This is a genomic window from Streptomyces katrae (assembly GCF_000966975.1).
GTDB lineage: Bacteria > Actinomycetota > Actinomycetes > Streptomycetales > Streptomycetaceae > Streptomyces > Streptomyces katrae.
On record NZ_JZWV01000092.1, the window covers coordinates 1 to 1999 of the forward strand.

3 protein-coding genes are annotated in these 1999 nt (G+C 75.0%); 2 read left to right on the forward strand and 1 reads right to left on the reverse strand.

Annotated features, from left to right (window positions below):
* Window positions 1-1026: DUF2786 domain-containing protein (locus VR44_RS04965; protein ID WP_045946126.1), on the forward strand; the 1026-nt coding region annotated here is incomplete at its 5' end.
* A gap of 4 nt (window positions 1027-1030) precedes the next feature.
* Here the strand turns inward: VR44_RS04965 and tatA are convergent.
* Complete coding sequence (gene tatA, locus VR44_RS04970) at window positions 1031-1204, reverse strand: Sec-independent protein translocase subunit TatA (protein WP_045946127.1); 174 nt, start codon at window positions 1202-1204, stop codon at window positions 1031-1033.
* Window positions 1205-1333: 129 nt separating this feature from the next.
* On the opposite strand from tatA, the gene VR44_RS04975 reads away from it, so the two are divergent.
* A partial coding sequence (locus VR44_RS04975) for an FUSC family membrane protein (protein ID WP_045946128.1) occupies window positions 1334-1999 on the forward strand: 666 nt, incomplete at its 3' end.

Below are 1999 nucleotides of genomic sequence, written 5' to 3' on the forward strand. Positions count from 1 at the left end.
GGGTTCCTGCGGCGGGGCTGGGAGCGGGGGTGGCGGCCGGCCGATGTGGAGCGGCTCGTGCGGCGGGACCTCGGCGAGGTGCACGTGCGGGTCCTCGGGGACCTGGTCGCCGCCGAGGCGCGCCGGTACGCGCGGCTACCCGACGGCTGGGGTGCCGGGGAGGTGTGGTGGTCCGGGGACGAGGCGTACGCGGAGGGGCTCGCGCGGCGTGAGCGGGCCGACCGGTTCACCCTGGCCACCGCCGTCCTGGAGCTGTACCGGCTGCTGGTCCGGCTGCCGTCCGTCGAGCCGGTGGGACCCGTCCCCGGGGACCCGGCGGGGGACCTCGCGGAGCACGCGCACATCGAGCCGCGGATGCTCGGGCGGATCCGGGCGCTGCTCGCCAAGGCCGAGGCGACCACCTATCCGGAGGAGGCCGAGGCCCTCAGCGCCAAGGCCCAGGAGCTGATGGCCCGGCACACCGTGGACGAGGCGCTGCTCGCCGTGCGCGGCGGCGGGCCGGCGCAGGTGCCCGGGGCCTGCCGGATCGGGGTGGAGCCCCCGTACGAGGAGGCCAAGGCGGTCCTGCTGGACGCGGTGGCCACCGCCAACCGCTGCCGGGCGGTGTGGAACAGCGCGTTCGAGTTCTCGACCGTCGTGGGGTTCGAGAGCGACCTGGAGGCCGTCGAGCTGCTGTTCACCTCGCTGCTCGTGCAGGGGACGGCCGCCATGACCCGGGCCGAGGCCGCCCAGCGGGCCGGTGGACGCAAGCGGACCAAGACCTTCCGGCAGTCGTTCCTCCTCGCCTACGCCAGCCGGCTCGGCCGGCGCCTGGCCGAGACCGCCGAGCACACGGCCGCCGAGGCGCCGGACAACCTGCCGGCGCTGGTGGCACGGGACGTGGCCGTGACGTCCAGGGCCGACGAGATGTTCCCGCGGACCACGACCACGCGGCTGCGCGGGGCCACCGACCACGCCGGGTGGGAGGACGGGACCGCGGCCGCCGACGCCGCCCACGTGGGCGGGAAGCGGGCCTCCCTGCCCTAGCCGGCTAGGCGGGGTCCTGGGAGTTCTCCGAGCGCATGGCGCGGGCCTCCGACTTCAGGATGCGGGCCGACTTGCCCAGGGAGCGGGCCATGTCCGGCAGCTTCTTCGAACCGAACAGCATCAGGCAGACCACCAGGACGATGATCAGGTGCCAGGGCTCCAGGCCGTTGCGGAGCATGGGTACCTACTTCGTGGGTGAGGGGCTCAGGGGCAGATCGATGATTGGGGACCATCGAACAGCGCGGCAAGGGTCCCGTACAAATCTGAAGAAATCCTGAAAACGCGCGGGCCCGTTAGGCTCGGCACCATGGGCTGGCTGCGCGCGCTCAAGGGCACCGCGCGCACGGCCATGACCGTCGAGCGGCAGCGGCTGGAGCCGCTCGTCGCGCTCCGGGCCGCCGTCGGGCTGGCGCTCGTCATCGGGGCGGGGCTGGCCTTCCTGGGGCCGGGCGCGGCCGCGAGTTCCGCTTTCGGGGCCTTCATGGCCGCCGTCGCCACCTTCCAGCAGAGCTGGCGCCCCCGGCCCGTGCTCGCCCTCGCCTCCGGGCTGACCCTGGCCGTCTCCACCTTCCTCGGCTACCTGGTCGGCTCCGCCGACATCGGGCTGTTCCTGCCGATGCTGGCCCTGTGGTCCTTCGGGGCGGGGCTGCTGTGGGCGGCCGGGCCGACCGCCGGGATGATCGCCTCCGGCAACGTCGCGATCATGCTGGTCACCGTCACCCTGCCGACCTCCGTCCCGCAGGCCGCCGGGCACGCGGCGATGATCGCCGCCGGCGGGGTGGTGCAGGCGCTGCTCATCGTGCTCTTCCCCGTCCGCCGCTGGGGCGCCCAGCGCGACGCCCTGGCCGACGCCCTCGCCGCCGAGGCGGACTACGCCCGCCGGCTGCGGCACGACCCCGTCAGCGCCTTCGACCCGGTCCCGCTGATGAAGGCCCGGGACGCCGCCGCAGTCACCGCCCGCCAGGCCCGGCGG